The organism is Blautia sp. HA8986 (assembly GCF_056504635.1).
On sequence record NZ_JBWLUQ010000001.1, the window covers coordinates 733,602 to 758,227 of the forward strand.

The following is a 24,626-nucleotide window of genomic DNA, read 5'->3' on the forward strand; positions in this document are numbered from 1 at the left end:
TAACCTCATACTGTCAACTCCTCACTTTCCTGTAAATTACGCTTAAGCTTTCCCCGTGCTCTGGCAAGTCTTTTTTGAACTGCTCCCTCGGTTATCTCAAGAATCTGCGCAATCTCTTTTATGTTGAAATCCTCAATATAGTACAGAATAACTGGCATTCGTAATTCTTCTTTCAAAGAATTTATGGCTCTGTACAAGTCACTGTAGTCAGTTTTCTGATCTGTCTCAATTTCTGTCATTTCACTCATCCCTTCCAAAGAAACAAGTTTACTCGACTTTCTCAAAAGAGTATAACACTCATTGATCAATATACGAATCAACCAAGTCTTGGCATATTTGTCATTCCTCAAAGTTCCAATCTTTGAAAATGCCTTAACAATCGTTTCCTGAATAGCATCCGCACAATCTTGATCGTTAATTAAAATTGTTTTGGCAGTAGAATACAATTGTCTCTCTGAATTGAGAATCAACGCCCCTAATTCTTCTTTGGTCACTTTAACACCACCTTCTTTAGCCGGCCGGCAATTTTCATTTACATAGATTAGACGTACAGCTTTTCAAAATATCCCCAAATAAACTTTATTTTTTTATAATAGAGGAAATAAATCTTTCCCCTCTGTTGACATTATACACCTGTCTTACTTCTTACCCATATACAATTGTGAAGGCTTTTTCCAACGTCGGTACAGTGACATGCTCCCACCACTTAAATCTCTGATTTTGAAGTGGAGGCTTCTTGCTCAATGGCTCTACTGAACCAAGTATCTACAAGCTATCCTCGCGTGCCCCGCGATTTTTATAAGTCCGGTTACGGACTTTTTTATTGTGCTGTCATGCACATTCTCCAAAGATTCTTTTTCCCTCATTCATGATGTTAACTGCTGCATTTACATCACGGTCCATTCTGTTTCCGCATTCACAGTAATAAATCCTTTCAGATAAAGACAATTCTGCTTTTTTCTTTCCACATGCACTGCAAATCTTACTGGATGCAAAATAACGGTCTACTTTGATCAGATATTTTCCTCTTTCCTCCAGTTTATATTCCAGCATAGACAGAAAACGGCCATATCCATTATCATATATGCCTTTTCCAAGATGAAGTCCTCCTGCCATCCCCTTCAGATCCAGATCCTCCACGCATACTGCATCGTAGCTCTCAGCAAGACTGGTACTGAGTTTATGCTGAAAGTCTTTTCTCTGATTTCGGGCCTTTTCATGGCACAGTGCAACTCGTTTCTTCTGTTTTTTATAATTCTGACTGCCTTTCTGACATCTGGACAGTTTCCGCTGTTCCTGTGCAAGCTTTTTCTCTGTGTTCCGATAGAACATTGGGTATTTGGCGCTTTCCCCGGTAGAAAACACACACATCCCATGCATGGCAAAATCAATCCCGATAAATTTTTCTGCCGGTCTTTTTTCTGCTGTTTGGTTTTCACAGCAAAATAAAAGACTGGCAAAATAATTTCCGGATGGCTCCCTGCTGACTGTCACAGATTTCAATTTCCATTTTTCTGATATCGGACGGTGAAGCTTCATTCTGACAGCCGACATCTTAGGCAGTTTCAAATATTTTCCTTTCAGAAAGATATTTCCATTCACTACGTTTGTTGTATAAGATTTTCTTGATGACTTCTTTGATTTGAAACGCGGAAATCCTGCAGATGGTTCACGAAAAAACTTATGGAATGCACTTTCCAGATGCATCTGGACATTTGCTAACGCCAATGAATCCACCTCTTTCAGCCAGGGATATTCTTTCTTGTAACTGGCTGGTGTGTTCCTTAACATCTTCTTTTCTTTTTTATAATGTTCTATTTTATCCGCAAGCATACAGTTATAGATAAACCGGCTGCAGCCGATTGTTTTTTCTATTTGCACACGTTGTTCTGCATTGGGATAGATTCGTATTTTTACTGCCCGATTTATTTTCCTCACCTTATTCCTACGTATAAGTAAATGAATTCAATTATCGTTTTTTTGAACAATATGTTCTTCTTCTATTATAATACAAACCAATCACCAGAACAAGTGTTTTCTTTTTTGCAAAATCTTTTTGAGTAGTTATGGGTATTTATGAGCATTTATGCTCAGATCTACAATTCATCTCACTACCTGAAGAGGTAGGAGAATTCTTGTTACATTTTGTTAAAAAACGATAACTATGCCCGGACCTGGTTAATCCGTATCTTAATCAACGAATGTTACAGCCTTGTGCGTAAATCCAGTAAATTTATCCCATTGGAAAATCTGGTTGACAGACAGGAATCGAAAAAAACAAAGAATCACAGTGAATTGTATACAGCCATAAATTCCAAAAGAGGAACTGCGTTTATCTGTTATTCTATACTATATAGAAGATTTCAGTGTAAGAGAAATCGCCCAGATCCTTGAAATATCGGAAGATGCCGTTCAAAATAGACTTGCAAGGGCAAGAGGAAAATTAAGGCAGGAATTACAGGAGGTGTCAATATGAGATTAGAAGATATGAAAAACGATATTCCCGAAACACCGGATTTTATCCATAATATGATTCAAAATGAGGTGGCAAAGCAGCTGGCAGATAATAAAGTGGCGAATCTGCGAAGAAGAAAACGATGGACAGCTCCGAAAGTTGCCGCAGTGGCAGCTGCGTGTGCGCTTGCAGTTTCCACGATACTTTCAAATACGATACGGTTAAATTCATCCAAGATACCTTCATTTTTCAATACTATGAGTCAACAGAAATATCTATTACTTTTTGATAGCCAAGCCTGACCACATAGATTATTATATTACTCATTTACTGTATTCTCTTTTAATTTGTTAAGTATACCTTCTTCCATTTCATAAACTTCATCACATAATATTTCAATGTCCTCACGATTATGACTCGTCAACAGAATTAATTTTCCTTCTGATTTCATTTTCAAGAATAATCGTCTCATTTCCTCAACTCCATTTTTATCTAATGCATTCATTGGCTCATCCAAAACCAGAATATCAGGTTTTTCCATAATTGCCTGTGCTATACCTAATCGTTGTCTCATTCCCATCGAATATTTACCCACATGTTTTTTGTCTGCGGAATCCAAACCAACCAATGACATAGACTCTTTAATTTCGTTACTGTCTATTTTTTCTCGTATTGAAGCCAAATATTTAAGATTTTTATATCCAGAATAATTCAACAAAAATCCAGGTGTCTCAATAATAAAACCTAAGTTTTCTGGGAAATCAATATCTTTTCCTACAATTTTATGATTCACAGAAATTACACCTGTTGTTGGTTTTAAAAATCCACAAATACATTTTAGTAAAACTGTTTTTCCAGAACCATTTCTTCCAATAATTCCATAGATATGCCCATTTGAAAATTTCACATTAATATTGTTTAGTACTAACTGATTCTTAAACTGTTTATTAAGATTTTCTATTGATATCATTGCTTCTTTCTCCATTTTACCTCCAACTTTTGCAACCCAATTTCGGTATTTTCTTTATAATTTACTAAAACACATAAAATGCTCAAAACCAAGATTCCTATAATAAAAAATAAGATACCATATTTCAATGTAATATGATATTTTAAATTAATACCCGAATATGTATTTATTTGCGCTAGTGTAATCGGAGAAAAACGATTTGCCCAAGCCATCCAGTCATTTGAAATACAAATATCAAATAATACACACAAAGCACCCGTACAAGTCCCTATTGCCTTACTTGTCAATTTATTCAATAAATAGATCAACAATCCCAACCAGCTTGCACAGCACCACTCTAATATAACGCTTATCATCAAAGCAAATAATGCACTATAATGACTAACCATATATTCTGAAACATTAAACAAAAGCCCTACCTGTATACCTGCATCTGTTTTTGCCAGTGTTCCCCATATTTTCCCCCACTCACATCCTATGTCCATATTCCCAACCAGTGGGAGCACAGAAACCAACAACAAAAATAAAATATAAATTAACGAAATACTAATACTATAAAATATTTGTCCTAATGCCCACGACAATTTTCCTGAACGTGATAGCATATAAAAATATCCATCATCTTCATAAGGCGCATTAGAAAAAATGAAAATTACCCCTGCCATTATTACAAGTTGACAAATATAATCATTAGTTAAATGAGGAAATGCATATGGAGTTATTCTTACCCCAACAAGATTACTAAAATTCAAAACAGCCTCTAAATTTTGTAATATAAATCCTGCTACAATAAGTAAAACTGTTAGTACCCGTATTGATGATATGGTTTTTTTTAAATTATAGATTGAAATGCGAAGTGCTTTAATAAAATACACCATCTTCCAACCTCCTTAAAACTGTTCTTCGGAATAGAATTCCAAATAAAATCACTATTAATAATACAACTATTGAACATATTAAAACAGTATGTACGCTTGATTGAATAATTACATTCCCTGTCAACAGTTTATCCAAACGATACCTATCAACAACATTACCCATACGATATGCCTGAACAATAAAAAAACTAACAAAGTAAGGTGATACAAGCACTACAAAAGGATCCGATATATAAGCCGAGACACATAATGCAATGCTGGACCATAATATACCTCTCAAGAATCCCGACCATACCTCTAACATTCCATATTCGAACGGATGATATAATGCAATCCATGCGTGGAATCTATCCGAAACAACTGCATCTTGAAAGGTAGAATCTGCCATAGGCAAAACAAAAGAAAGTGCTAGCAATAGAACTCCAGTACCAATCGCCACTGTAACACCACCACATAATGCATTAATTACATATTTCACTGTACAATATCTTTTTTTTCCTTCTCTTGAAACAATAAATGAAAGAGAATGATTTTTATATTCCTTACAAAAACTTGTGGCAAAAGGAATAGCGGCAAATATTGGCAAAAAGTAAGTGCGACAAACTCCTCCCCATGATGAATTCCAAAAAAAATAGTGTATGCTTCCCGTATGCGATGTTAAAGCTCTCATCAGATCATTCCAGGAATCAAAACATATAGAAAAACAAACGCCTAAAATACTTATGATCCATCCTATATTTATTGCACGTTTCATTTCAACAGCAAATACTTTTTTCATGATATTTCTTCTCCCGTAATTGCATTAAACCGAAGTGCATAATCAACATTGATATCACCATTTATATCAAACTTACAACACCACACTGGAATCAATTCCACTTTATCAAAAGAATCCTCTTTTCTTTTAGGAAAATATTCCAACCACATATTGGATAGGTTATACGTATCAGATAAAATAACATCTCCAAATTTTTTTACTAATGCTTTTTTTATTCCATCAAATCGTATTATTTCTTGATTTTCAGCTTCTATATTCAATTGATTTACCATTCCAGTTAATCTTATCTCACAGATTCCCAAATTTGAAAATAAAAATGTAGCACCCATAGGATCCGCAAGTAACGGTTGCTCCACTCCTCCTGACATTTGAACTGTAGGATCGCCTTCTCCAAAAACTGGTACCCCATCCAAACTAAATGAATATTTTATATAATACATTTCGTCATCTGCATCAAATATCTGCTCTTGAAATTTGCCAGACTCATAAAAGCTTTTATAGTCTTCATCACTTTTCATAGCATTCTGTATGCTAAGCATATCTTCTTTTGACAATGCGAAAGTTTCTCTTTCACCTAAACTTGTACCCAGTTCCAAACTCGACAAGAATGCTTCTATATTGCTTATAGCCTCTTCCTCTTTCATAAATGATAAATTCTTTTTTTCAAGAAGAGCATTTTCTTCCGCATAGGATGCAAGACTTGATAAATATTTTATTTCATCATTTTTATCATATTTCATAACACCTGCTCCTAATGCTACTGTTTCATCCTGAAAAGTTATTTCTGAGGCACCTCCATCATATTCATTAATCTGAATTTCTTCTTCACTACTTTCCGGCCATAAAAACTCAACAATTTTTTCATTATCAAAATTTTTATATTCTGTATTATATGTTGCAAAACTTTTTCCGGGGATCTCTATTTTTGTATTTACAGTCAAATTTTCTGTAATTGTTTCTTGAATGTCACCTTGCTCCGTTATACTGTTTTCTTCTATATTTGTTTCGTCATCCATGGTCATTTCTGATTTTTCTTCTATACTATTTACATTTTTAGAGCATCCCACCATACTTACCGTACCTAGACAAATTATAGAAGCAATTAAATATCTATATTCTTTCATAATCTCATACTCTTTCTTCTATCTCAAATAAATTAAAATATCTTATTGTAAGCGCTTAAATGGCACAAATTGCCAGTGTACACGCCATTACTATATATAATACTGATCTCCTTTCCCATGTTTACGTTCGTAAAATTTACTTCTCAGTTATGAAATCAATGACAATTCTCATTATCTTCATTTTTTTCAAGTTTTCAACCCTTTCTGCACCAAACAACATTTATCGTGCTTTTTTGGTTAATTTACATATTTTCTTAACGATGCAAGGTACTTGTAATCCTGCTGTCAGTAATATTCCAACCGAAAAACAGTTTATATAGACAGAATGTGATACAGAATTTTTTATGTGTAAAGCAATTTCACTAAATGTGATGCAAATAGTTCTTTATTACTTTCTTCTTTTTATTAGGTTCTATTGGTAAAATTTTAATGAAAGAAGGTGGAATAAATAGAATTTCAATATGAAGATATGGGAAACCGAATCAAAATCCGCAGAAAAGAACTGCGAATAAAACAGACAGAGCTTGCTGAAAGATTAAATATATCCAATAATCATATGTCATCAATCGAAAATGGAAGACAAAAACCAAATCTGGATGTCTTCATCCAAATTTGTAATCTACTCAACGTTACACCTGACTACCTCCTGCTCGGCAGTATGCACGCTTATAATATTCCACAGGATATTATTGATAAATTGCGATTATGTAACCAATCTGACATAGAACTTGCCGGAGACTTTATTGAACTGCTTGTAAAACGAAACAACAAGACATGTTCTGAAGCAAAATGGTAATAAATTTGTCTTTTCATACGCATTTTTTGCATTTGGAAATTTCATATGATAAGATGTACATATACATCTTTAATAAGGGCAGGTACAAAAATGCGTATTTTAATTTGTGATGACGATACTCTATTCATTGAACAATTACAAAAATATATTGAATCCTACTTTGAATCAAATCATTTAAAATCTCCCGAAATAGTTTCATTTACCAGCGGTGAAGCTTTATTATCTGATAAAGGTGAAAAAGATATTGTTTTTCTGGATATTGAAATGCCCGGTATGAATGGAATTTATGTAGGAAATGAATTAAAAAAAGCAAACAAAAATGTCATTATTTTTGTGGTGACCTCATATTCCGAATATTTGGATGAAGCAATGCGTTTTCATGTATTCCGCTATCTTTCCAAACCTTTGGACAAGACAGCGTTTTTTCCGAAATATGAAAGACGCCTTAGCATATTACAATTCCATTACTACCAAAATTCCTGTTGAAACTAAGCAGGGAGTATATTCATTTCCTGCTTCACAGATTATTGCAATAGAAGCACAGGGACGAAAAGTAATTGTACATACTACCCGGCAAGATTTTGATTCTATTCATAATATGGCTTATTGGCTGGAACAACTCCCCAAAAACAGTTTTTTCCAGACACATAGGAGTTTTATTGTTAATTTCGAACATATTGTGGACTTTGATCATTCCGCCATACATTTATCGAATCAACAGATCACAGCTTATCTGACACGTAGAAAATACAGTTCCTTTAAAAATGCTTATCTACTATATCTGGAAAGTATGAGGTAAAAATAAATGGAACATATCGTTTTACTTCTTTTTAGTTTTTTTACAGAAGCAGTTATACTATGGCAATACACATCCAACCTTTTTACCTCCTCTTATGGCAGTAAAATAAGGCTGGCATTATTGAGTGCGCTTTATACAATATTGTTTCTTCTTTCCCTGCTCAAACAAACAGGACTAAATGTCGTCAGCTTTTTTGTGTTTAACACTGTTTTTCTTTATGTGTTGTTTAAACTCAAGTTGTTATTAGCACTCTTCCATTCGGCTATAGTTACAGCAATTATGGGTATATCTGAAATTGCAGTTTTGGGGATTATATCAAGATTTTTTCCGCATTTTCTCTTAGAAACAGATGCCGGACTTGTTTTTTATACGGTTTTTAGCAAGATTTTCTTTTTTGCAGTCATCTATTTATTAATTCATCTGTTCAAAGGAAAAAAATTAAATCAAGAACAATACGGTCACTCCGAAATTCTTTTGATGTTAATTCCAGTTTCCTCCATTTTTATTATATTTACTCTTCTTTCTATTGGTGAAACATCCGCATTTGCTCCACCTATTGATTTTCTAGTGACTATTTGTGCAGTTTTTCTGCTGATGGTCAACCTGCTTGTATTTGGAATCAACCAATTTAACCAAAAAAAATCACAGGAGTATGCCGATTTGCAGTTGTTGCTCCAGAAAGAATCCGATTCTGTTGAATACTATGAAATGATGCTTGCACAAAACGAAAACCAAAGCATTTTAATCCATGATATAAAGAAACATCTTCAATCGATCAAATTACTGAACGAAAAACATGATTCTGATAAAATAAATGCCTATATACAACAACTTATGGAATCTTCTGACTTAAGAGAAACCACAAATATCTGCGACAATGAAATGCTGAATGCCATTCTTTGCCGCTATCAGCGCCAATGCAATGACAAACATATTCATTTCCATACCGACATCAGAAGCGGTACTGTACAATATATATATCAGCACGATTTGACATCTCTATTCTGTAACTTATTGGAGAATGCAATGGAATCTGCAGAAAATATCCCGGATTCTTTTATAGAGCTTACAGTACAAAAAAAAGAAAATTCACCCTTTGTCATAATCATACTCATCAATTCCTGTCAAAATACCCCTGTGTATAATCAGGAAGGAGTTCCTGTGTCCCATAAATCAGACAATGGCAGACATGGTTTCGGAATCAAAAGCATTAAAAAAGTTGTAAAACAGTACCACGGAAATTTGCAAATGTATTATGATAACGATTCAGGTACCTTCCATACAATCATAACCTTAAAACAGTAAATCCTAACAACAGACGCGGTAAAAAAGGATTACAGCTTTATACTTCTTGAAGCAGCCTATCTGGAACGGACTGGCCTCCGCTTTGAGCCATCCGATTATATCTTCTTCGGTCTGGCTAACAAAAATGGGTTCTTGACCAATGCGGAAAGCTCATGACCGATCAGCACACGGTTTATAACTCCCGTATGTTCTGTACCCAGTGGAATGGCTTGGAAAAAAGCTCTATCTTTGATGATGCGCTGTACGATAAGGAATACGATATTTACAGTATCCGTTCCATGCGACAAAACCCTGTGATTGCTGACCTGTTCCACCGCATAAAATACATGGAACGCCGTGGAAGTGGCCTACGCAAAGTCGTCAGTGAAACCGAAAAGCTGCCTGGATATACAGCGGCATATGAGCCTGAATTTTCCTCAACAGCAACAGATTTCAGGGTCATCTTGAATAAACAAAGGAGCAGGGCATTGGGTAGCATCCCCATTGTCCTGCTTCTTTGTTTATTCTGTATAGATGTTCCCATTCTCATCCGTCCAGGTGCCGTCACCATTGTCTGTGTATCCGACCCCATCTGCGTCACAATAATAATAATCTCCGTTTGTTGTTTCTATTACATTAACAGTACCGTTACTGCCCTGAAGTTCATGCTGTTCCAGTTGGTTTCCGAAATGATAACCTTCGTCATTCCAGGTACGATATGAATTTCCATTGGCATCTGCCCAGTTTCCATCTCCCTGATAACTGTATCGGCTCCCATAAGCATCAGAATAGGTCCCATCTCCGTTATCGTAAAGAACTCTGGATTCTTCATCTCCTCCACCCGGTGCTACAATTGATGCTACACCGGAAGTAGTAGTGAATCCACTGGTATATGGTACGCCTGCTGGCAGATTTTCATAAGATGAAACAGACCCGTTGTTGTCAGAGGTAATTCCATCATCGGTCGTTTCACTTACCTGTCCGCTGTTTTCCATGGCAGGTTCATCATTTGTTTCCGCATCCGCTTTTTCCTCTTCGTCTACAGAATCCTCTGTATCTGTATTCTCTGTCACTCCTCCTTCGTCCTGTGTTTCAGCAGCTTTCTGCATAGTTACCATTTCAGAAAACGGTGCATAATCCGGTACATTATTTTTCTCTGGATCTGCATTTTTTTCAATACCAGACTTCTCCGTCTCTACTGAAACTGTATCTGTCCCGGCAGAGACATTAAATACCAGATTACCGCCTGCAAGCAGCAGCGTCACAAGAATTCCCGGAAGAATTCCTTTGCGGAGTTTCCGAATGTTCACCATATACAGAATCCGATCTTTAAACACCATTTCGCTGTCATTAAGACTTGCTGTCACATATGGAATCTGATTTTCCATGGCCACTGTCCTGAGAAGCAGCTGTCGATATAATTTATGTTCCTTTTTATTAACTCTGCGAACAACCGCTGTATCACACAGATTTTCAATATCCTTATCCGCTTCTTTCAGCATGATAAGAAGAAAGGGATTGAACCAGTATATCGATGCACAGATTCGAAGGAGCATCTTATACCAGAGATCCCGATGGCAATAATGTGTAAGTTCATGGTAAAAGATAAGTTTTCTTTCTTCTGCTGAATACCCGGTTGCTGGTAGATACAATTTTGTATGTAAAAGTCCTGCAAGAAGCGGTGTGGTAAGACCTGCGTTTTGCCTGAGTTCCGGTATTCTGCGTACGTGCTTCTTTTGACACGCTGCACGGTACATCTGAATACTCACCGTATCACTTACCTGTAGACTCATCCGTTCCAGATTCCTTATAGAAAAATAATATGCCAGCAATTCTCCTGTCAGTTTAAGTACCGCTACGCTCAGCCAGACAGCAGCAAAAATCACAGCCACAATTCCCAGCCATTTATCTGATTCGTACCTGACAGTTCTCTTTTGTTCCGGGATTTCTGTCAGATTTTTCATGTCTTTGCTCGCAGATGATACGTTTTCTGTTATCTTCTGACTTTCCTCTGGTCTGACTGCGTAATCCGTTATCTTCGGGCTTTGCGTATTCTGTTGACTGCTTCTAAGTACTTTGAAATCCACCAGTGCCAGATTCGCCGGAAGGCGCACCGGAACACAAAGGCTTATCGTAATCAACAGCCAGATAAGGTACTTCCATCTCGCTGATACACGTCCTTTAAACAGAGTCGCAAGCACTTTTACCAGTAAAATTACTACTGCTGCAATAACATTCAGTTTCAGAATGTGTAGAATGAAAACCTCCATAATTCGCTATTCCTCCCTGTCCTCCAGGTTCTTAAGAAATTCACTGAGATCCTGGACTTCTTCTGAGCTGATCTTCTTTCCATGATAAAGTGAAGTTACAAACTTTTTTAGTGAATTCCCATAAAGTTTCTCAAGAACACTCTGGCTTTCATGTGCCTGATAATCTGACTGCGAAACCAGGGGTGTATACAGATTCATTTTTCCCTGTTTCGTCACTTCCACGAAATTTTTGTTCTCCAATCTGGTCAGCAATGACAAAATTGTTGTTGATGCAAGTTTTTTCTTCATAGTGATCACTTTCTCAATCTCCGGTCTGGTCATCGGCGGAGTATTATTCCAAAGAACGAGCATAATATCCAGCTCTGATTCCGGAAGTCTCTGGTAAGTTTTTTTCACTTTTTCATACCTCCTGTTACATATTTTCTACAAATGTAGGAATAACTCTATTTTACCACGGTTCACGGAAATGGCAAGGGCTTTTGCACAATTTGCAAATGCCCTTGCCATTCCTGCAGCTACTGACCACTATCAGTCTATTTCTGTATAACTGCTGCCATTTTCATCACTCCATGTCCCGTCTCCGTTGTCCGTAAATCCTGTACCATTTTCGTCCTGGAAATAATAATCACCATTTGTAGTTTCCGTAACCGTCACAGTATTACCGTTTGCATCCTGAAGGTCATGCTGTTCCAACGTATGTCCCAGATGATGAGTATCATCATTCAGAGCTGAGTAGGTATTTCCATTTTCGTCGGTATAAGTCTCATCCCCATTATCGGTATAGTTCATTCCATCATCTCCACGATATTCACAAGAATAATCTTTGTGAAGAATGTAATTAATCTCAATGGTATTTCCATCACTGTCAACTAATGTCATTGGTGAGGTAGAAAGGATATCGGAATCATCATTGCTGTCCGAGGATTTTGCAGAAGCATTTTCTTCTGTATCGGAGGAATCTGAATCTCCTCCTGACTTCTGACTGGCAGTATCTGTAGTTGCCTTATCAGAATCATCAGAAGAATCATCGGTCTGGTTTTCATTCTCCTGTCTGGTAAGTGAAGGATTTCCAGGATACGAAATATATTCTACAAATTTTCTGACGTCACTGATGTCATCTGCATCTTTTGCATATCCCACTGCCATATACAGGCTGTTTCCCTCTGAATAAATTGTCTGATAGCAGGCATCGTATGTGTCATTGCATTTGGCAATCCCTGTTTTGACATCCTCCAGTGAATATTTATAGATATTTACATAATCATTTCCGTTCGTATAGCTTGCATAGGTACCTTCCGTATCTGCTTTTTCCCATTCAGATCCAGCCGGCGGCTGTGTATAGAAATCGTTATTTCCTGCTGCCATAACCGTTGCAGCTGAAAAAATCCCAAGTGTTGCTACCGTCATAAATGTCATAAATTTTGTCTTCATCGTGGATTCTCCTAGAATTTTATTTTCTACATCTGTAGAAGTTAATTGTATTCTACAACTGTAGAATACAATTGTCAATTCTTTTTTTAATATTTTTTTATCATCTCAGTTTAATTTCTATTTTTCCTTCCACTGGGCTATATAAATCCAGAGGATCTTCATCACTTTCATAAACACGTCCTTCGCCTTCTCCAAATGATTTGAGGCATACTGGACATGATAGTCAGAACTAACATTTCTTTTTTCATTTTTCTGCAATCATATTTCCATCAAAAGTACCATTTTACGCCATTCCTGCAATAAAAAAAGGCCCTCCCGGATAGACCATTATTGTTCCTGTCCATCCAGAAAGACCTGAAAATTAAAATTTATTCTTCTCAGTGGTCTTAATATATAGTTTATCAAAATATAGAAGAAATGGATATATATTTTCTTTTAATATTTTTCTAAAAAAGCTTTATTTTATCACTCTCCAGTCACCGGACGCATCATGGAAAGCAGCTCCTTCCGGTAATGATCGGCCTTTTCCTGATTGCCCTGTTCTTTCCGTACCATCTTTGTGATTCCCGGATACTGTCCCGGGAAGCTTTCCAGCATGATACCATCTCCATAGATTAGGTAAACATCTCCGTCTGTCATATCTTCCTCTGTCAGCTTCTTTCCATTCTCATCCGTAAGCTTATCCGGTATCGTTCCGGAGAAAATCGTGTCCGTGTCCAGATCCGCAAAATACCAGCTGTTATCATCTGTATGAAAATACACTGCTGTCATCGGCTTTTCCCCGCATCCTGCCAGACAGAACATAACAAGTACCGCCAGCATCACGATCCATTTTTTCATTATTCCACCTCCTAGTCTCTGTCAGTATTTGATTATTTCGACTTCACACCGTGCTAGCACCATGAAAAATATTAATATTACTGACTTCTACAATGTTTTTTATCTGGCACTACCATTAGTGGGAGATTTTTGATATAAATTTAATTGATCGTTGGAAGTACTTCCATAACCTGATCAATCACTTCCACAATTCTCTGTATATCCATATTTTCTTTTACATCAGAACTATCATTCACGTTCAAACCATCTTGCCAGTCCTGGACAATAGATACTGCCGGGATATTCACTAATGCAAACGGATAATGGTCACTGTTGGTTGCCATTGTCAGGAAAAATCTGTCACTGGGTGTAAATAGTTCTGACATACTGTTTTTATTTAATTCTGCCAGTTTTTTCAATCCCTCATCATCATATTCCGCATTGTCTGGTCTTTTGTTTCCTTCGATCATAGCCATATAACCCAGATCACTTTTTTCTGCAATAGTATCAATATTTATTACTCCGATAATCTGTTTCCGCTCGTCCTCCGTCAGCTTACCAACATACCATCTTGAACCCAGCATATATTTCTCTTCGCCCGAGAACAGGATGAATTTTATATTATACGGTATCTCTGTATCTTTTAAAATCCTTGCCAGTTCAAGCACTGCTGCCACTCCGGAACCGTTATCATTGGCGCCCACCGAATCTTCTGCACTGTCATAATGGGCACTTATGATCAGATTTTTTGTAGTATCAATAGATGAGTTTTTTGTCACAATGATATTTTCACCAATGCCGTCAACAATTGCATTCTCGGCTGTTGATGCCAGAAACACATCCGCCTGCGAGGAATGCCTTATTGCATTCTCATTGTTTTCATCGTTATATTCGAATTTCTGGTATTCTATTTTGTCATATCCCAGATTGCCAAAATATTCACTAATATATTCTTTTACATTCTGTATTGCATCAGAATTTATTGGACGCGGTTCAGAAGTGATTTCATCGATGATCTGTTCAATATTCTGTTCCAAAGGCTCTATTATTGTACCGGTCTGGGTAACACTCTCCGCCATTGTCTGAATTGGTGCTATTAATGATATAACCATAATTAAGGCAATTGTAATTTTTTTCATTTGTGAGCTTCCTCATTTTACCAAGTATTAATCAGTATCTTTTATCCAATAACTTTCCATGCAGAACCATAGGCTACAACGAAAGCTTTTTTCCATACCATAAGCATTATCATGTGATATACTTCTGCCATTTAAATCTCAGATTTTGAAAAAGGAACAGACATTGATAAATTTACTTAGTTCCATTCTGGGCTATGCACGGAACATTACAACCACATGATCAAAAAGCAGTAAATCTGATATTCAAATGTACATTGTGATCCTTTTTTAACAAAATTAGCTTTTTTATCATTTATGTTATCAACTGATACTATTATACCATGAACTGCATCACCAACCAAGTGTTCTTTTTTGCTTTTACAGCGTTCGTACAGTACTTTTACAATTCATTGCACATCTGTAAAGGAAGGAGACTTCTTGCTATATATTATGTTAAATTCCTGAAAGTATTTTCTTTGCGTTCTCCAGGTTATTTTTTCCATTTATTTTTAGATATACTTTACTGATTTCAGAAGGCTCTCCTATTTCTCTGCAGAGATCCTGTGCCTGGAAAATGGGTATGTAGATTTTCCTGGAACCTCCGTTTCTCTGGCTTTCTTAATGCCCTCGGCTGTGGCTTCTATCACGACAAATTCTTTTTCATTAGAGTTTAAAAGGACATCAATGTGCTGGCAGCAGTAACTTTCGCTGTTCTGCCTGTCAGGATAAAAGAACTTGTCTACGGAAATGTCCAGCAAGGTGACGATTTGGTAAAAGGTATTCAGGTTTGATTATGAGGACGATACGCAGTTTTATGTTTTAGTAGTATTTTATTCTACATACCCGATGACAACATTGATAGATTGAAAGAATGGCGTTAAAATAAACGCGGATAAAATTTGAGACTCCATAATAGATACATATTTCTCTGCTATATTTGAAAAATTGGAGGTGGAACAATGCAGAAGATTTTAATTGTTGAGGACGATATTGACATTCAGGATATATTAAAGAACCATCTGATTGATGCGGGATATGAAGTCGCTGTTGCTTCTGACGGTGTGGCGGGCATTGCAATGTTTGGGGATACCATCGACCTTGTGCTGTTAGACATCATGCTCCCTAAAATCGACGGTTATGGTGTATGTGAGGTCATTCGTAAGCGGTCACAAGTCCCTATTATTATGCTTACTGCGCTTTCGGATGAAGAAAACCAGTTGCGGGGTTTTGAACAGCAGATTGACGATTACGTTCCAAAGCCCTTTTCGCCCAAAATCCTGCTGTGCAAGATTGCGGCTATTCTTCGCCGTAGGACTGTGGAAAATCAAAATCAATCCCTGCTTACTTATAAAGAGCTGAGTATGGACGTTGACGGATTCCATGTATATCAAGGCGGAAACGAGGTTGTTTTAACCAGTAAAGAGTTTGCGCTTCTTAGGCTTATGCTTGAAAATCAGGGAAAGGTCTTTACTCGGCAAATGCTGCTTGACCGATTGTGGGCGGACGATTTGGATGTCGAAGATCGGATCGTTGACAGTCACATAAAGAACATTCGCAAAAAATTAAATGCTGACTATATAAAAACAATCAGAGGAGTGGGATACAGAATTGACAAAGTACATTAAGCAACGTTTATCCGTTAAGATTTTTATAATTACATTTTTTCTACTGGGTGCGGCTTGCGGCGGAACATATTTTTTCATTTCAAAGCTGTTACCTGCGACATACTCCAATTTGATAAATGCGTCCACAGAGAAAGCCGCTATGCACCTTGTTGAGCAAATGACAGCTTTTGACAATATATCTGATTGTGAAAATGATATATCTAATTTTTCAAAGGAAACAAATGCCGCTTTTTGGATTGAGGATAGTAACGGTCGTATGATATATCCCGCCGAGGCATCAATGGAAACCTCTACTACTTCGGCAGATTGCACAGTTACATTCGATGAAGATGAATCGTTCATAGATATGCAACCGTCTGGGGAAACCACGACAAATTTTTACCCGTTCACGTTAAAAAACGGCACTGCTTATGCGTTGGCAGTTCAAACAGATTTGTTCGTTGTACAGCAGGCAACAAAGGTATTGCTGTCTATTCTTCCGTATGTTATCCTAATGGTCTTTCTGCTTTCGCTCCTTTGTGCATGGCTCTATACACGGTATATCACTAGACCTATTGTGCAACTGAGCAAGATTTCAAAGCAAATGGCAGAATTGGATTTTTCCGGTCAATGTGGTACAGGACGAGAAGATGAATTAGGGTGTTTGGCGCAAAATCTAAATTCATTATCTGCTTCGCTATCCACTGCATTGAACGATCTTCAAACTGCCAACCAACAGCTCAAAACAGATATTGAAAAGGAACAGGAGTTAGAAAGACAGCGGGTAGACTTTTTCTCGGCAGCATCCCATGAACTGAAAACACCACTAACCATCTTGAAAGGACATTTGGCGGGAATGCTGAACGGAGTCTGCGGTTATGAAAACCATATAGAGTACATGGAGCGTTCCCTGGCCGTTGTTGATAGGATGGAAAAGTTGGTAAAAGAGCTGCTGTATGTTTCTAAAGCAGAGGGAACTCAAAAATCCGAATATAAAACCATTAATTTTGCGGAAATATTTCGGGTACAGATTGCCACTGTAACAGATTTATTGGAAGAAAAGGAACAGTGCCTTGAAGCAAATATTCCTACCCGTCTTTATTGTGAAGTGGAACAAGCACAGATGGAACGGACGATTCAAAATATATTGGTAAACGCAACTCACTATTCTCCAAGTGGTGAACTGATTCGTATATCTTTGTCCGAAACGCATGGTACAATTCGTGGTGAAATTGAAAACACAGGTGTCCGTGTGCCTGACGATTCTATTCCACATTTGTTTGAAGCTTTCTACCGAGCAGATACATCTCGTAACCGTAATTTCGGCGGAAGCGGATTAGGGCTTTATATTGTTGGCAAAATCATGGAAATGCACCAAGCAAAGTACGGCATTTCAAATACAAATAATGGTGTACTGTTTTGGTTTGAATTGCCTTGCAGGCAGCCGATAGACAACTCCATCTAAAATCCATAATCCTTGCAAATTATATCCAAGTTGCTTTGTTATATTATAGCTGTCCTCAAGAGGGCAGCTATAATTCTTATAAAGCGAGGTCTTATCTATGAAGAACAAAAAAATTTTGGCAATAGGCTTGTGCGGAGCAATCTGTTTAAGCATTGCAGGGGTTACTTATGCAAGCGCATTGGCTTCGGACACACCAAAGGTTTCAACATCCGAAACGGGAAACACATCCAGCACAGATATTCTCTATCAAGATACAGACGGTGGACAAATCAGCGTTGACGGTAAAAATTGGGTCGATGAGGCAGATTATGAGAAGAACAATGCAGCACCGGATGTGCAGTGGTGGACAGCTGATGAATATGAGGCGTGGATGAACGAACAGAAAAAAGAAATGGAATCTTTGATTGGAACCGGAGATGGTTGGTATGATGGGGAAGGCGTATTCCATGAATTTACACAGGAAAGCGTAGCTGCTATGATGGACAGCTATAAAGGAACTCTGGAAAGTATCAAAAAAGGAGTATTGTATTCCAAAGACAACGGTGACGGCGATACCTACTCCATGATTCCACCTACTGAAGATGTAGTTGTTGATGTAACAAAAGATAATGGAAAAACAGTACACATTGGAGATTATTCCACAGTTGAGGAATTAGACAAAGCCATTTCTGATGCAGTTAAAAATGGTCAGCTCACACAAGAAGAAGCGGACGCCGTTCACCAATAATAACCAAACCATTCTGCCGCACGACGGCAAAAGAAAAAAGCCGTCGTACAGCAGACAAATTGATACGCCCATTTAAAGCAGCGGCATTGATTTTCAGAGCCACTGTACCAAACGGGCAAAAAGCAAGAACTGCCCGGGCAACAGAAAAATTTGAAGAACCGGACACCCGACGCCAGGCCATTTCGAAGGCGATCGCCGAATTGCTATATATTATGTTAAATTCCTGAAAGTATTTTCTTTGCGTTCTCCAGGTTATTTTTTCCATTTATTTTTAGATATACTTTACTGATTTCAGAAGGCTCTCCTATTTCTCTGCAGAGATCCTGTGCCTGGGAAATGGGTATGTAGATTTCGTTGCCTTCTATTACTACAGCGGCTTTACAGGGCATATATGAGGTCTGCGGTTCTCTTGCGGAATTGCCGGATGAAGTGGTAAGATCATCCGTGGCTTTGGAAGTTTCCTTCTCTTTTTCACCCAGGGAATAAAAAATATTTAGGTTTTCACCCATCTCTAAAAATTTTTCCTGTTGTTTTTTTGAAATGGCATGATTATTATAGTCTTTCATATCCCGTAGGGAACCATTTCCCAGCAATAACAACGGCATCTTCCCCAGTTCATTCTGAGTTGGATTTTTTCCAAACGCATTCATATTAATTCCTGAAAAAGTCGTTGTTTCCGTATAATCTTCAATTTTGATGACAACCGGGACTTCTATGACTGGCCAGATTTCTTTTATACCTTTTATCTTCTTCGCTTTCTGCAAAAAATCTTCATCATAAGCCAGATCTCCAAGTGGGAGCAACACAGTAAATTGCCGTTTTTCTTCTCTCATGCCTGCCAGCAGCATTCCTAATAATGTAAGTATCAATGCCAGCAGAAGTATGACAAATAAGGTAAAGCTGTCTATTTTTTTTCTTTTCAATGAGAAACCGCCTTTCTCGCTTCTTCAAGAAGGATATTTTTCTTATGAAGCTTTCTGAACAGAATCAGGATTATGGAAATAAGCAGTACTGCAACAACTGCAACTATGGAATACCACCAGTTATTGGTTTTCTCCTGGTCATCTTCAACCTTTAAAAACTTTATCTGGGTTTCTTTGATTTCAGAATCAAATTTTATTTCTTCCTCATATGATTTGCCATCTGCATCCTCATACGTAAGAATTAATTGGCCTGCACATTTTCCTGTTTTTCCTTTTACATATATGCGAAGACTTCCTTGGGATAAATCTCCGGCCTCTATGGTCCCTAAGAATGCAGTATCGTTTGAGCTTAATTCATCAGCCTTTAAGCTGACACTTGCATTGTATATTTTGTCTCTTCCTAGATTCATTGCTTTTACCGGGATCTCTACTGTATCCATAGTGTATAAAACAGATGGAATATCTGAAGCTTCCAGCTTAACACGAACCGGTTGGATGATCTGAAAAGACAGTAATTCTGTACCGGTAGTTGCCGTTGCTTTCGAATCTTCATAATCCAGAGAAAAAGTAATGACAGCCTGGCCAGGATCACAGTTTTCTGTTATACTAATCATCTGTTCCAAAGTAATTGCTTCACCAGGAGCCAGGACTTGTACATAAAAAGAGTTTTTCTCAAATTCAATTCCTTTGTTCTCTGTAGAAAGGGAAATTTTTAAACCAAATATATTTTGACTGCGGCTTTTATTTCGAAATGTCAGCGACATTTCTGTTGTAGAACCAGCCTCCAGTCGTTGACCCGAAAGATTGCTGTCTTCTAATAATACCTGCGGTTTATGTAATATTTTTTCACTTGATGAGTCTGATGTTGAATTACCTCCTCCCTCACCGCCCGAGTACCCTCCGTTGTCTATAACCGGATCTGTTATCTGCGGGGCGTCACCGTCCTCCGGATTATCACTGTCTATTACAACATGAAAAGGATTCGATTTAGAACCATCACCAAAGTCATCTCCTGATGTAAAAATATCCGGATCCGGATTTTCTTTATCGCTATCAGCTTTATCAGGAGTCTTTTCATCCTCTGCCGGAGGTTCGGTACTCGGAGGTTCGGTACTCGTAGAATCATCCTCTTTTTCATCAAGGGTTAACGAGTTGTCATTCTCATAAGATACGGACGGATCTGAGTCCGTAAATCCTTCTTCAGCAGATGTAATCTCCGTGTTTTGAGGCTCTGTGGCAAAAACGGTAGCCGGAAGAAATATTATTGTCGTACACAATACTAATGCCGTTTTTACAAATAAATTTCTCATTATCAGGCAGTCCTTTCTCTTAAGATTCCTCCATCCATTTCATATACGTGGTCACATAAGATTCTGATGTCCTCTTCATTATGGCTTGCCAGCAAAATGGTTTTTCCTGCTGCTTTTAAATCCAGCAGCAGTTCTCTTATTTCTTCCACGCCATGTTTATCCAGTCCATTAAACGGCTCATCCAAGATCAAAAAAAGAGGATCTTCCATAATGGCCTGTGCAATACCAAGGCGTTGACGCATTCCAAGGGAATATTTTCCGACGGGTTTCTTCATGTCCGGATCCAATCCTACCCTTTTTAAGACTATGCGGATATCGGCCTTCGAAATCCGGCCATTCATGTCTGCCAGGATCTCCAGATTTTTAAAGCCCGTATATTGTGTAAGAAAACCGGGAGTCTCGATAATAACTCCAAGACTTTCAGGAAAATCCACATCATGGCCTATTTTTTTTCCAAATACAAAAATAGTGCCCGTAGTTACAGGGAGAAACCCACAGATGCATTTCATAAGAACGGTCTTTCCGGAACCGTTATTTCCAACAATCCCATAGACGTTCCCTGTTTTCAGGGAAAGATTTACTTCCTGTAACACGATGTCTTCACCGAAACGTTTGGTCACGTGTTCTATTTTTACGCAGGTGTTCTGCATCATTCCACTTGCTCTTTGCGGATCACAGGCCAGATTAAATGTCCCTTCAGATTTCTTCCAATCTTCCATATAAAACACCTCCCAGAATTCCCAGCATTACTAATAAAAACAACAGTAGAAATAGCCAAACTCCTATTTTGTTCGGTCCCCAATTTTTATCAGCCAGTATCCATTCTACTGGATAAAACCATATCTGATTTTTAAAATAGCGGTCATGAAGAATAATTCCGAAATAGAAGCTTACAAAAGGGATTCCATATACCATGTAAGCAGAATCCCATAAAATCCCGCAGCTTCCACCGAAAGTACTTATGATACTTCCGATAAGTCCTGTCCGGAATGCCTTCATGAGCAAGTCCAGAAGTGCTTCTTTCTGAATAACACCCTGTATCTCCAGCGGATAAAACACAATAAAATTGATAAAAAGTACCGTTAGTATAGCTAATGTCCAGACCATAAAACCAGATACCATAATGGAAAAAACTTTACCTTCGATATACTGTCTGCGAGTCGTTCTGGGAAGTATCTCCTTTAAAAATCCACTTTTATATTCTTGCAGAATGGAATCACTCCATGGCAATACGGCTGCTACCGGAATGGCAAAAGATACTGCCTGACTTTTTAAGGAACATTCCAGTATACTGATAAAAGTACCACATGTCAGTGCTTTTTTTAAGCTGGGATAAGTCTGTCCAATGGCGATGGAGATGCAGGCTATCAGCCATGCTGCCAGAAAATTCTTATTAAAAAACATACGTTTTGTTTCACCCCACATAGGTTTTCCCCCTTCCGATCATGTCTTTTCTCCAAGAAATTCAAAGGTATATTTTTTCATCCGGTTAATTGCAAGAACTGCAAGAAGAACTAAAATACCCAGAAAAAACATATAGGAATGCGAGATTTTCGGGAGCAATGGATCATAACCCAAGTTATGTTTTCCGTATACTGCCTGGTTCAGAGGACTGATCCAGCAGATTAATACATTTACCTGATACATTTCGTATTTTTCTTTATGTAAAATTGCAGCCAGTACTTTCGGGTCCAATAAAAAACCAAAGACACTGTAAAGAAGGCCAAAAATCATCCCCTTAGTCTTCCCTTTATAGAGATTTCCTACAAGGATTACAAAGCTTAAGGTCAGCGAATAACAAAACAGAAGGAAGAAAACCTGCAGCATACAGCCATAGGGTGAGATACTTTCCATGACCCTTACTGTAGAAGGGACCTGCAGGTTTTTTCCTAATTCTGAATAACCAAGCATGGCCGCAGTTTCGCTCCACAGGTTACCTGGATAACTCTTTTTCATACACAGCACGGCCGTAAACAGCAGCATCAAAACCGTATATAAAACAGTTACAAGAATAACATAAATGAATTGACCTAAAAGCCATTTCCTCTTGGTTGTCCGGGTCAGCTGGTATGGAGTAATAGGTGTCATCTTCGGCAGGTCAGAAAACATAAGAAGCAAGAGCAGCGAACTGGACAGTACTGCTATCCCATCCCCAAATGTCCAGATAAATGGTTCAATGGCCTGTACCGGTGTATCGTAGGTCTCCATTACAACCATGATTCTGCCTGTAAGCAGGAAACTAAGTACAAATTCTAACAGAAATATAAAAATAACTTTTGGATTGCGTAAAAATCCGAAGAAATTGTACCTTACAATTCCAAATACCTGTCTCATGTCAGTAACCCAGATTCCGGTTTATAATACTGCCATCCACGGCATTAATGGTAAGGAAGCTTTCATTCGGATCTTTACTGGTATTTGATTCTGTTTCTCCGTTATATTCACTTTCTGAAGTCATGCTGCCGAAAAAATCCCAGACGGGGATCATAATACCTGTGTGTGCGTCAGTAGACGGCTCATATATTCTGGCATAACCAAGAACAATCCGATCAATATTATAGACCCTGGAATTTTCATATTGCATATTATCAGCGTTTGTTACCACCATCATTTTTTCATAAATTTTCATAATCTCACTGAATGAAAGAAGATTTAAATTCTCTGTCTTTATGTTACCAATTGTGTAGGGATTTGAATAAGTCATGCTTTCTATGCCATCTTTATCAACATAGAAACAGAGACTTTCATAAGACCATGTTTCCATCGTGCTGTCCATATCTTCCAATGCCCCACCGTCTGCAATTGTCTGAGTTACCGGCACACCATTTATGGTACGTGCATAATCAATTCTATATCCATTTCCAAAATTACCTGAACTATTATCGCCTTCAAAACTTTTGCACACCGCGTAATTCCAGTTAGAAAACTGTAAATCTGTGATGCCCATTTTTTCAACTTTTTCCTTTACAAGTTTTTTTGCTTCATCCAGGGACAGCCCGATAGATTCTTCTGTGGGTTTTTCTTCCTCTTCAGAATATCCGTAATCACACCACATTGCATCCTCCGGTATTTTTTCCCCGCCCTTGTTTGCTGCTTTCTTGATCTTGACTGACAAGGTATCGGAGCCATCGGAAGATATCATATAGTAGTATTGTGAATCGTCTGGCATTTGTGCAATACAACTGAAATAATTTCCGGCAACAGGTTTTGCCTCTGTCAGGGTTTTCTTTTCCGGAGCAGTTTCGTATTCCTGTTCCCATGTCTCAATATCTTCATAGATATCATAGACATAATTCCCATCATCGTCTGTTCCATAGTTATACGGATCCAGGTTTCCGTTAGCAACGTCTTCTTTTAGTTCATCCAGAGTTTTTTTAATTTCATCCTTTGTCTTCACATAATAACTATCCAGGGTATAAAGTTTTGCCTCTGAGAAGAATGCGTTTGTAATACGGTCGAGAAGCTCCTGGGTAACTTCTGCCGCAGTGACAGAAATAGCAGATATCTTTTCCACTTCCGGAATTTCTACGCTTGCATCTGTATTTACCACGAGCTTGGCACTGTTATCTTCCACATGGCTTTTATAATTTTGAGGAGCATCAATGAGATTCCTGATGGTTGTCTTTGACTCTGAACCGTCATCGTTCTTGCTTTCAGATGCTTCTCCTTTAGAACCGCTAACATCATCCGCTTCCGTATAAGCATCTACAGCCTTGCTCCCCTTCGGCTTTACCAAAGAAGAATCCGGGGTCTGTGCGCATCCTGTAAACATTCCAATACAAAGCACTATTCCTGCAAACTTTTTTATGTTTTTTCTCATTTCTGGTAATATCTCCTTTCTAAGGTTGTTATAAGTATATCATCGAGCATTACAC

25 protein-coding genes and 2 pseudogenes are annotated in these 24,626 nt (G+C 37.8%); 9 read left to right on the top strand and 18 right to left on the bottom strand.

The window, feature by feature from the left end:
• Nucleotides 1-5: 5 nt before the first annotated feature.
• Entirely contained in the window at nucleotides 6-494 is a 489-nt protein-coding gene (locus tag AC04Q4_RS03330) for a sigma-70 family RNA polymerase sigma factor (RefSeq protein WP_476388488.1), read from the bottom strand.
• A 337-nt stretch (nucleotides 495-831) separates the two neighbouring features.
• Nucleotides 832-1,938 (bottom strand): RNA-guided endonuclease TnpB family protein, encoded by a 1,107-nt coding sequence (locus AC04Q4_RS03335; protein WP_173738953.1) that lies wholly within the window; start codon nucleotides 1,936-1,938, stop codon nucleotides 832-834.
• A gap of 415 nt (nucleotides 1,939-2,353) precedes the next feature.
• Here AC04Q4_RS03335 and AC04Q4_RS03340 point away from each other — a divergent pair, with 415 nt between their 5' ends.
• A complete protein-coding gene (locus AC04Q4_RS03340) occupies nucleotides 2,354-2,476 on the top strand; it encodes an RNA polymerase sigma factor (protein WP_334297461.1) in 123 nt (40 codons plus the stop codon).
• Nucleotides 2,473-2,757: a hypothetical protein gene (locus tag AC04Q4_RS03345; RefSeq protein WP_173738954.1), complete on the top strand. Its 285-nt coding sequence runs from the start codon at nucleotides 2,473-2,475 to the stop codon at nucleotides 2,755-2,757. The genes AC04Q4_RS03340 and AC04Q4_RS03345 overlap by 4 nt, the downstream gene beginning before the upstream one ends.
• Nucleotides 2,758-2,774: 17 nt before the next feature.
• Here the strand turns inward: AC04Q4_RS03345 and AC04Q4_RS03350 are convergent, their stop codons facing one another.
• Genes AC04Q4_RS03350 through AC04Q4_RS03365 form a run of 4 tightly spaced genes read right to left on the bottom strand, consistent with a single transcriptional unit; the run spans nucleotide 2,775 to nucleotide 6,205 of the window.
• Nucleotides 2,775-3,440 carry an ATP-binding cassette domain-containing protein gene (locus AC04Q4_RS03350; protein WP_117996835.1) on the bottom strand — a complete coding sequence of 222 codons (666 nt, stop codon included), beginning with the start codon at nucleotides 3,438-3,440 and terminating at the stop codon, nucleotides 2,775-2,777.
• Nucleotides 3,422-4,303, bottom strand: a complete 882-nt coding sequence (locus AC04Q4_RS03355; protein WP_144093008.1) for a hypothetical protein — start codon at nucleotides 4,301-4,303, stop codon at nucleotides 3,422-3,424. Before AC04Q4_RS03355 ends, AC04Q4_RS03350 begins: the two co-directional genes overlap by 19 nt.
• Nucleotides 4,287-5,081, bottom strand: coding sequence for a hypothetical protein (locus AC04Q4_RS03360; RefSeq protein ID WP_118626499.1), 795 nt, complete (start codon nucleotides 5,079-5,081; stop codon nucleotides 4,287-4,289). The genes AC04Q4_RS03355 and AC04Q4_RS03360 overlap by 17 nt, the downstream gene beginning before the upstream one ends.
• The gene (locus tag AC04Q4_RS03365; protein ID WP_173738956.1) at nucleotides 5,078-6,205 is read right to left on the bottom strand and encodes a hypothetical protein; all 1,128 of its coding nucleotides are present in this window, start codon (nucleotides 6,203-6,205) and stop codon (nucleotides 5,078-5,080) included. Before AC04Q4_RS03365 ends, AC04Q4_RS03360 begins: the two co-directional genes overlap by 4 nt.
• A 469-nt stretch (nucleotides 6,206-6,674) precedes the next feature.
• On the opposite strand from AC04Q4_RS03365, the gene AC04Q4_RS03370 reads away from it, so the two are divergent.
• The 4 genes and pseudogenes from AC04Q4_RS03370 to AC04Q4_RS03385 all read left to right on the top strand — a co-directional run.
• A complete protein-coding gene (locus AC04Q4_RS03370; protein ID WP_173738957.1) occupies nucleotides 6,675-7,001 on the top strand; it encodes a helix-turn-helix domain-containing protein in 327 nt (108 codons plus the stop codon).
• A 90-nt stretch (nucleotides 7,002-7,091) separates the two neighbouring features.
• A pseudogene (locus tag AC04Q4_RS03375) lies at nucleotides 7,092-7,800 on the top strand (LytR/AlgR family response regulator transcription factor).
• 6 nt (nucleotides 7,801-7,806) lie between these two features.
• Entirely contained in the window at nucleotides 7,807-9,105 is a 1,299-nt protein-coding gene (locus AC04Q4_RS03380; RefSeq protein WP_476388489.1) for a GHKL domain-containing protein, read from the top strand.
• 3 nt (nucleotides 9,106-9,108) lie between these two features.
• A pseudogene (locus AC04Q4_RS03385) lies at nucleotides 9,109-9,551 on the top strand (ATP-binding protein); the annotation flags it as partial.
• Between the two features lie 54 nt (nucleotides 9,552-9,605).
• On the opposite strand, the gene AC04Q4_RS03390 reads toward AC04Q4_RS03385, so the two are convergent.
• The 6 genes from AC04Q4_RS03390 to AC04Q4_RS03415 form a co-directional block, all read right to left on the bottom strand.
• Nucleotides 9,606-11,354, bottom strand: coding sequence for a M56 family metallopeptidase (locus AC04Q4_RS03390; protein WP_476388490.1), 1,749 nt, complete (start codon nucleotides 11,352-11,354; stop codon nucleotides 9,606-9,608).
• A gap of 6 nt (nucleotides 11,355-11,360) precedes the next feature.
• A complete protein-coding gene (locus tag AC04Q4_RS03395) occupies nucleotides 11,361-11,750 on the bottom strand; it encodes a BlaI/MecI/CopY family transcriptional regulator (protein ID WP_059085781.1) in 390 nt (129 codons plus the stop codon).
• A 132-nt stretch (nucleotides 11,751-11,882) separates the two neighbouring features.
• Entirely contained in the window at nucleotides 11,883-12,785 is a 903-nt protein-coding gene (locus AC04Q4_RS03400) for a hypothetical protein (RefSeq protein ID WP_476388491.1), read from the bottom strand.
• 465 nt (nucleotides 12,786-13,250) lie between these two features.
• Nucleotides 13,251-13,625, bottom strand: coding sequence for a hypothetical protein (locus AC04Q4_RS03405; protein ID WP_015524968.1), 375 nt, complete (start codon nucleotides 13,623-13,625; stop codon nucleotides 13,251-13,253).
• Nucleotides 13,626-13,765: 140 nt separating this feature from the next.
• On the bottom strand, nucleotides 13,766-14,743 hold the full coding sequence (locus AC04Q4_RS03410; protein ID WP_476388492.1) for a M20/M25/M40 family metallo-hydrolase: 978 nt from the start codon (nucleotides 14,741-14,743) through the stop codon (nucleotides 13,766-13,768).
• A 521-nt stretch (nucleotides 14,744-15,264) separates the two neighbouring features.
• Entirely contained in the window at nucleotides 15,265-15,480 is a 216-nt protein-coding gene (locus tag AC04Q4_RS03415) for a hypothetical protein (RefSeq protein WP_476388493.1), read from the bottom strand.
• Nucleotides 15,481-15,681: 201 nt separating this feature from the next.
• Between AC04Q4_RS03415 and AC04Q4_RS03420 the strand changes: the two genes are divergently transcribed.
• The 3 genes from AC04Q4_RS03420 to AC04Q4_RS03430 all read left to right on the top strand — a co-directional run bounded on the left by AC04Q4_RS03420 (nucleotide 15,682) and on the right by AC04Q4_RS03430 (nucleotide 18,518).
• Nucleotides 15,682-16,347 (top strand): winged helix-turn-helix domain-containing protein, encoded by a 666-nt coding sequence (locus AC04Q4_RS03420; protein ID WP_476388494.1) that lies wholly within the window; start codon nucleotides 15,682-15,684, stop codon nucleotides 16,345-16,347.
• Nucleotides 16,331-17,791, top strand: coding sequence for an ATP-binding protein (locus AC04Q4_RS03425; RefSeq protein WP_476388495.1), 1,461 nt, complete (start codon nucleotides 16,331-16,333; stop codon nucleotides 17,789-17,791). The genes AC04Q4_RS03420 and AC04Q4_RS03425 overlap by 17 nt, the downstream gene beginning before the upstream one ends.
• A 97-nt stretch (nucleotides 17,792-17,888) precedes the next feature.
• Entirely contained in the window at nucleotides 17,889-18,518 is a 630-nt protein-coding gene (locus AC04Q4_RS03430; RefSeq protein ID WP_476388496.1) for a hypothetical protein, read from the top strand.
• A 215-nt stretch (nucleotides 18,519-18,733) separates the two neighbouring features.
• Here the strand turns inward: AC04Q4_RS03430 and AC04Q4_RS03435 are convergent, their stop codons facing one another.
• The 6 genes from AC04Q4_RS03435 to AC04Q4_RS03460 form a co-directional block, all read right to left on the bottom strand.
• Nucleotides 18,734-19,441 carry a hypothetical protein gene (locus AC04Q4_RS03435; protein ID WP_476388497.1) on the bottom strand — a complete coding sequence of 236 codons (708 nt, stop codon included), beginning with the start codon at nucleotides 19,439-19,441 and terminating at the stop codon, nucleotides 18,734-18,736.
• The gene (locus tag AC04Q4_RS03440; protein WP_476388498.1) at nucleotides 19,438-20,751 is read right to left on the bottom strand and encodes a COG1361 family protein; all 1,314 of its coding nucleotides are present in this window, start codon (nucleotides 20,749-20,751) and stop codon (nucleotides 19,438-19,440) included. The genes AC04Q4_RS03435 and AC04Q4_RS03440 overlap by 4 nt, the downstream gene beginning before the upstream one ends.
• A gap of 2 nt (nucleotides 20,752-20,753) precedes the next feature.
• A complete protein-coding gene (locus AC04Q4_RS03445) occupies nucleotides 20,754-21,404 on the bottom strand; it encodes an ATP-binding cassette domain-containing protein (protein WP_044925097.1) in 651 nt (216 codons plus the stop codon).
• 43 nt (nucleotides 21,405-21,447) lie between these two features.
• Nucleotides 21,448-22,176: an ABC transporter permease gene (locus AC04Q4_RS03450; RefSeq protein WP_476388499.1), complete on the bottom strand. Its 729-nt coding sequence runs from the start codon at nucleotides 22,174-22,176 to the stop codon at nucleotides 21,448-21,450.
• 18 nt (nucleotides 22,177-22,194) lie between these two features.
• Nucleotides 22,195-22,968, bottom strand: a complete 774-nt coding sequence (locus tag AC04Q4_RS03455) for a hypothetical protein (RefSeq protein ID WP_244092535.1) — start codon at nucleotides 22,966-22,968, stop codon at nucleotides 22,195-22,197.
• Nucleotides 22,969-23,086: 118 nt separating this feature from the next.
• Complete coding sequence (locus AC04Q4_RS03460; protein ID WP_476388500.1) at nucleotides 23,087-24,571, bottom strand: DUF6034 family protein; 1,485 nt, start codon at nucleotides 24,569-24,571, stop codon at nucleotides 23,087-23,089.
• Nucleotides 24,572-24,626 lie beyond the last annotated feature (55 nt).